Source organism: Pseudoalteromonas sp. Z9A5, assembly GCF_011378875.1.
GTDB lineage: Bacteria > Pseudomonadota > Gammaproteobacteria > Enterobacterales > Alteromonadaceae > Pseudoalteromonas.
Genome location: NZ_WTLC01000077.1, coordinates 1 through 6,341, shown reverse-complemented (window position 1 = coordinate 6,341; position 6,341 = coordinate 1). Strand labels below are relative to the sequence as shown.

4 protein-coding genes are annotated in these 6,341 nt (G+C 33.4%); 1 reads left to right on the top strand and 3 read right to left on the bottom strand.

Features of this window, described 5'->3' with window-relative positions:
- Positions 1-225 precede the first annotated feature (225 nt).
- The 3 genes from GQR56_RS20865 to GQR56_RS20855 form a co-directional block, all read right to left on the bottom strand.
- Positions 226-789, bottom strand: coding sequence for an SMI1/KNR4 family protein (locus GQR56_RS20865; RefSeq protein ID WP_166115245.1), 564 nt, complete (start codon positions 787-789; stop codon positions 226-228).
- Positions 790-1,125: 336 nt separating this feature from the next.
- On the bottom strand, positions 1,126-1,977 hold the full coding sequence (locus tag GQR56_RS20860) for an immunity 49 family protein (RefSeq protein WP_166115242.1): 852 nt from the start codon (positions 1,975-1,977) through the stop codon (positions 1,126-1,128).
- 214 nt (positions 1,978-2,191) lie between these two features.
- Positions 2,192-2,719: an SMI1/KNR4 family protein gene (locus GQR56_RS20855; protein ID WP_166115239.1), complete on the bottom strand. Its 528-nt coding sequence runs from the start codon at positions 2,717-2,719 to the stop codon at positions 2,192-2,194.
- A gap of 1,177 nt (positions 2,720-3,896) precedes the next feature.
- Between GQR56_RS20855 and GQR56_RS20845 the strand changes: the two genes are divergently transcribed.
- Positions 3,897-5,522, top strand: a complete 1,626-nt coding sequence (locus tag GQR56_RS20845) for a hypothetical protein (protein WP_166115233.1) — start codon at positions 3,897-3,899, stop codon at positions 5,520-5,522.
- The last annotated feature ends 819 nt before the right edge of the window (positions 5,523-6,341 follow it).

Below are 6,341 nucleotides of genomic sequence, written 5' to 3'. Positions count from 1 at the left end.
CCTTTGCTTTTCAGCAAGCTTGTGACGCATCATTACTGTGAAATGGGATACATGATAATAAAATAAAGGCATCAATTTTGATGTTTATACATTAGATCGTCTTGACTTCAAGGGAGCGTCCATATATGTATTTGTTATTTTCTTTGTTTTTCTAAATTCAACATAATGAAAGTAGATGTATGAAGTCAAGATTTACCCCATTGGCTTGACCGACCCCATTGGCTTTTATTCGGGACCCTCTAATTCTAATGCCATAATAAAATCATAAAAACTATCAGCTAATTTTGAGAAAATATTGGGAACTACCCCATTTTTAGGATCAAAAGCATCACAGGCTTCTTCTTCAAATTCATAGTCATCAAATTCACCAGAATCCATATAGTGATCCCTTTCAATAAAGTATATTTCGCCAATAGAACCGGGAACCATACTCATAAATACATTACTACCGTCGCCGGTCTCCTCAATTAATATCGATTTAGGTGGTAATGAACGACCCCATTCATCACATCCGTTAATCATGCCTTTTATATTCAAAGAACTGGATATACCTATAGATTTTCTTCCCCCTTTAGGTTTAGGCAACTTAATTACATAGCTCATATCAATAGATTCTGGAGGAGTCATTTTATACCTTCCAATTTTTAATAAAAACTGCTTAAAGTCATCAGGCAAAGGTGTTCCGACTAAAGATTCTAATTTAGGTATGTATTCACTTGGGTCTATTCCCTTTGATAGAGCTACAGCTATATCGCTTAATTTATTCCACATATTATTTAATTTATCCATTATGCCTCCAAAAACTATTAACTATTCGCATTACTTACCCCACCAACATGTGGGTACTTTTTATGTACCTTACAATCAAGCATTTGCATTTTTTCATATCTTGATGATGGTGTGTATATTGGTTTATCTGAGGCAACTTTAATTTTCGGATTATTTTTACTACGGATATATAACCGTTTTTTTGTAGTATTGGTAAGCCCTGAATATGCTTGTGATATTTAGTTAGTTTTGAATCAGGGCTAATCTTGATCTTTTCACCGTTAACCTTATGTATTCTTTTAGTCGCGACTTACTATGGGAACCGACATTTAGACGGTCCTTTATAATCATTGAGGTTTACGGCGCTGTCACGTCAAAGTCATTTTTCACTAAAAAATCAGGAATGTAATCAGTTTCAACTGTTAGCTGGTAACCTTTAAGATCATAAGCATGGCTAGCGGCAGCCATTAAGGGTAGTGATATCCATCCTTGCTGCTCCCTTTTATCCTTTTTCCAATATTTTTTATGAGCCTCTAGCGCCTCTACCATGGCTTCATTAAATTCATCTTGTGCGTTGGCTGTGTAAATACAGCGGTATACTGGCATCAAAGGTAATAAAATATGTTGCACATAACGGCGACGGCCAGACGCTATTGCATTAGGGTCGGCTGCAATTAATGCCGCCTCAAGTAAGTCCCCCATATTGGCTTCAGGCTCAAATAAACCCTTCATTAAATTAATAAGCGCAGTATCAAATGCATCAGCTTTAATGTTTGCTTTATCAAACACACTTTGAGGTACTTGAATAAGTTGCTCTATCGCTTTTTTGTCACGCAGTGTTACCGCTGCATAAAATACTTTTTCCCACACATCGGTATGTAAATAAGCACCCGCAGGACCACCTGTTAACGCAAAAGTATCATTATTAATAGTTACATCAAAGGTTTCACCTTGCCGGCAAGCAAATATAAAATTGGCACTACCAAACTCTTCAATATGCTTTAAATACCGCACGATTTTTTGATGGGGCACTTCAGCCAACACCGCCTCACCAAAGGCATTGATAGCATCTTGAATAGAGCCGCCTAAAACACCTTGAGAGTTTTTAGTTTTAATAGTATTGATGCCTCTAAGCAGCAACTCTTCGTATTCATTGATATCTTCAAGTAAAAATTCCATTTTTGTTTCTTTGTAATGTCTTGCTATCATCTATTATATTCCTTTATTTTTTAGTATGAGTATTGCTAAAACCACTGGTTTTAGTTTTGGCTAACGAGCCATCTTTATGTAGCTTTTGCCTTAATTTTTTCGATAAGCCGTAAAAATCAGAATGGGTTTTATTGTTATTTTTTTGTCACGTCAAAGTCATTTTTCACTAAAAAATCAGGAATGTAATCAGTTTCAACGGTATACTGGCATCAAATTAACCTTCAATTATGTCCATTATTTTATCGTAATCGACATCAACGAGATCAGGAGTGCCAGTTACAAGAAAAGATAAGTAATCCGTAAAACTCTTAAATTTAGACTCTTCTTGTCCGTAAGTTTCCGTTAAAAATAGACCAACTTCACCAGCACGCTCTGACTCCTCTGAAAATAAAAAATAATAGCCACCACCATCATAAGAGTTGATAACCAGCCCATGCTCTGGTACTGATTGATATTCATCTTTATTATCATATCTTTGATGATAATATTCCGTTGCTCTTATAACATCTAAACTCTTATAATCTTCATTGTCCTCATCCAAAGGGACAAGACCGAATACTACATCTCCGAACCACAAACAAAAACCGTATTGTTCTAAAAAAAATTTATAGGGTTCAGGTAAAGTTATTTTAAGCTTCTCTTCTAAATCCTTAATCTGTACCTGTGGCGCACTGCCTTTTCTACATCTAAAGTTTTTAATTTTTTGCGCTTGCACCATTATTTTAGTTATTTCGTTACTCATTTTATTCCTTTAGGTTTGAATTTTGTCTTTTTAATATAAAACGATTAAATTTTCTCTGAACTTAAACGTGAACCGTCACTGTTATTGCCTTATAAAACTTTATCCTCTTTGTACCAATGACGTATTTTATTCACAGCTGCTTTTTATGTCTTTGCAGGTTTTGCGTACATAAATATTTGAACAATTTAATTAGAACATAAATTCAACCATTTTTGCCTAGCGCTGGCGTAATTTTTATTGTCGTTAAATAGCTTTTATATAAGCAGATTAATATAAATATGACTATTGATGGTGAAAACCAAATAAAAGTAAGCTTCAAAATAAAAAGAGGGTTCAACTAAAAAATAGATTTTTGACTAGCAAATTTATAGAGGTTTTTGATGAAGGCATGTTTTATTTTTATGAGATGTAAGTCAGCCAACTAACTACTTGGCTAAATATCAGATTATATAATTTTTGTGTTTTTGTGTTTTTGTATTTTTGTGTTTTTGTGTTTTTGTATTTTTGTGTTTTTGTGTTTTTGTGTTTTTGAAAATATGTCAATTTATACTTCAAACAACACCCAATGTTGTTTGAAGTGTAAGTTGACATAGCTGCATTCGACTTCATTGAGCTACAACGGCACAAGTGAAGTGTAACTTGGCATAGGATTGAAGTATAAAGTGACATAAAGTTACCGAATTGTAGCTTTAAAGCCAACATCATAAAAATACCGACTACTTTAGTTAGGTACTGTGTGACATTAGAGGACAGTGACAACCTAAAGCAAAGGTTTTTGTAAATAGTGATCAAGGCTGCCTGTACGGCGATGCAGGCTACCTTGTAACTATTAAAGAACGCAACCTTGTACATTCGTTGAGTCGCGTAGAAAGCTGTTACTATAATACGGTTACTGAAAACTTTTTTCCTACACTCAAAAAGCGAGTAATTAGGCGAAAAATATACTCGACACGCGAATATACGAGAGCTGAGATATTCAATTTTATAGAAATGTTTTACAATCTAATGTGCAGGCGGTGTCTCATCTGCTCAGTTTGAGTAAGTGTATAATTTTAAGTTAGAAACCTTTAGTGAAAGCTGGGAAGCCTAGATGGGGTTAACCTAACGTTATTTGAATTGAAAATACTAGCCTTAAGAAATAATCACTCATTAGAATAAAAATACACAGGGAATTAAATTGGAAGCAAATATCCTAACAGTTCTAGCCGTACTTGTTGCGGGATTCACATTATTATCAGAAGAAAAAAGAATTGATCTAAAATTAAGAATTTCAAAAATTGATATCTTTGGGCTTGCAATCATTTTCATCTCAATACTGTATATGGTTTATTTACCGCTTTTAAAAGAAATAAGTTTGATTATTCCATTACCTTGGTTACCAGGTTTTGACGCTAACTTAGCCACATTTTCTTTTATTTTCATCATTATTTGTTATTTTTTAATTAAGGTGAATGGGACAAAGCTGCCTAAAACAAGAATAAATTCATGGTCATTAACATCTGAGCAACTATTAAGAACTCACAAGTTTGATCAATTATCTTTCTTACTAAATAAATATCATGCTCAGTTTTTAAAAGCTGATAATGAGAATAGCCTCGAAAAAATAAGATTGAAATTATTAAAAGCATCTAATCCCCCTTCTCAAGATTTGCTAGGCAAGCTTAAACAGTTACAAGCTAAACGGGGAAATAGTAATGGACAATCTGATGTTAAGTCTAAGCCTGAAATCAATTTAAAAGATAAAGTTAAACAAGCTATTGCGAAGAACTTGTTAACATTCTTACCAAAAACGAGAAGGTACAGAAACGAAGCACGGGAAAGCCTTTCTAAGCTATTAAAGTCTAAACCATTTGTACAACACCTAACAATTTCCTATCCACTACTCTGCGCTAAATTTACCACTTCACGATTCAATGGTGATGAGGAATTTACAACCAATTATTTAACAGAACTAATATCTAACCAGCAAAGTTCTTTGTATAGAGAGTTAAAAGATAATCAGAACTGCTCCTATACTGGTGAATATTACATTGATGAAAGTAATCAATTACTAAGTTTTTATTTTATGGATATTAAAACTGCGTCAGATACCAGTATATGGAAGCCAGTTGGTGATTACACTACAAATTTCATCAAAAAACAAAGAGGGACAAATAACTTTTACAATAGTTCATATGACTATAGTTATGAAGACGATAAATGGCAGTGTCCCATATATATAACTATATGTTTATTTAAGGTTATGGTGTCTAAAGCTATTTTTGACAGGCACCAAGATCATATGTGGCTTATGTATATTGAATTTTTTATTGACGAGATACTAGCCAACTATGAGCCAAAGCCGTTAATTGATCTTGAGCGAGAATTTCCCACTCACTTTGATTTTTTAATTTATTTTGCTATTTCGACTTGCTGTGATTGGGCAAGAACTCCAGTCTATCTCACTAATATTAATAATGTGGCAGAATCAGATAAAAAAGGGTATCCCGAATATTGGGCATCCAAGACATTAGGGCAGATATTAAGAAAAGTCATTCTCAGCTCCAAACAAACAGACACACAATGTATATATTACCTTGAGATGGTCGTCAGGCTAGTGAACGAGTTAGACCAATCAAATCATAAAGATTATTCAAAACTAATAATGAACGCTTTATTAAAGCAATACGATTATTCTCAACCTGACAAATTATTTGTGACCAAGCTGGAAAATTACTACCAACAAATAGATCATGTACTAAGAAAAAGCTCATCAACTTTTGCTACTCTCTTAAAACAAGCTAAGGTTGGTAAGATGATGTAGCGTACATAGGCTTAAAGTTTTAGAAACTCTAAACGGTTTCTTTTCGAGCAGTTCTCGTGAAATTGAGGCTATGCTTGCTTTTTACTAGACCATAGTAAAATGACATTTATAGAACAACCAAAAGATGATCTAGTTAAATAACTTGGGTTACGCGCAACAGGTTTCTTTAAACATTTTGAAAAACTGAGCAGTAACGAAAAACTTTATGGCTTAGATGATAAGGATAAAATTATCTGTGATAACAAAAAATAGCTCAAGCCTGAATAAACACAAATAGCTCATACCTTATTCGATTTTAGAGTAAAAGACCCCAGCGTTTGCTGAGGTCTTTTTATTTAGCCTCTGCCTTCTCGGCAGTTAAAAGTCACAAGTTGTGGTTGTTTGCTTTCTGGCCTAACTTCAGCTGCCTACTCAGCAGTTCACTATAAAAAATAGTTTAAATTCCTATGAATACCAAACTGTTAAATGAATTTAAATGTTTTCCCCTTATTTTTAATCAATCAACTCATTGAAAATTAAAAGAGTGTTTTAAAACTATTAAAAAAGAGTATTCAAAGAGGGAACCGTACCTTGAAATGTTTGATTTGTAGCAAAGCCATAATTATTAAATTGATTTTCTATCGCATTAGTATTTCCAATTTTTTGTATGTGAAGTATAAAATCTTCCTCATATTCGTAACCTATTGGTTGTGCTTCAAATACGACTATTGATGGTGAAAACCAAAAAAGTAAGCTTCAAAATAAAAAGAGGGTTCAACTAAAAAATAGATTTTTGACTAGCAAATTTATAGAGGTTTTTGATGAAGGCATGTTTTATTT

Excerpts from the sequence above, each read along its gene's own strand:
- GQR56_RS20865 (WP_166115245.1), bottom strand. The coding sequence starts at position 789 with ATGGATAAATTAAATAATATGTGGAATAAATTAAGCGATATAGCTGTA.
- GQR56_RS20860 (WP_166115242.1), bottom strand. The coding sequence starts at position 1,977 with ATGATAGCAAGACATTACAAAGAAACAAAAATGGAATTTTTACTTGAA.
- GQR56_RS20855 (WP_166115239.1), bottom strand. The coding sequence starts at position 2,719 with ATGAGTAACGAAATAACTAAAATAATGGTGCAAGCGCAAAAAATTAAA.